This is a genomic window from Treponema endosymbiont of Eucomonympha sp. (assembly GCF_001028545.1).
Genome location: NZ_BBPW01000499.1, coordinates 1 through 533 on the forward strand (window position 1 = coordinate 1; position 533 = coordinate 533).

2 protein-coding genes are annotated in these 533 nt (G+C 62.9%); one reads left to right on the forward strand and one right to left on the reverse strand.

Annotated elements, in window-relative coordinates; all coding sequences use genetic code 11:
• Positions 1-222 (reverse strand): undecaprenyl-diphosphate phosphatase (locus tag AWU74_RS12890; RefSeq protein WP_238580254.1); only part of this gene is annotated, 222 nt, incomplete at its 3' end.
• On the opposite strand from AWU74_RS12890, the gene AWU74_RS07770 reads away from it, so the two are divergent.
• Positions 197-533: ribose-phosphate pyrophosphokinase-like domain-containing protein (locus tag AWU74_RS07770; RefSeq protein WP_162505056.1), on the forward strand; the 337-nt coding region annotated here is incomplete at its 3' end. The genes AWU74_RS12890 and AWU74_RS07770 overlap by 26 nt on opposite strands.

The window sequence follows — 533 nt, forward strand, 5'->3', positions numbered from 1 at the left end:
CGCAAGGTGCCCGGAACTCGAAACCGGCAGGAACTCCGTAACCCCTTGCAGCAAGCCCAGCAGCAGCGCCTGCGTAACCGTCATATATGCCCCTCCGGATACGGCACAGCATAGCGGAAACGGCGGAAAGACGGAAGCCTCCCCGCCTTGCGCCGTCGGCGGGGCTGTGCTATGCTGTGCGCCACGGAGGCTCGGCATGAGCAGAGCGAATGAATTCGTCATAACCGCCACGCAGTCAATGCATGACTATGCGCTCGCGGTCGCGGAGCGGCTGCGGAAAGTCCCCGCGTTTCAGCATATTGCGGAGGGAATTGACGGCGTTGACGTGCTGGAACCCGTCCGGTTCAAGGACGGCGAAATGGAGGTCGCGGTCGGCAGGTCGCTGCGGGGCAAAGACGCGGTGCTTTTTACCAGCTGCGCCCGCAATCAGGCGGGGCTACGGGTGGAAGAAGCCAAAATCGAGCTGTACCACTCGGTGGACGCGCTGAAACGCGCACAAGCCGCGCGCATTCTGGGTTTCGAGCCCTTCGTGT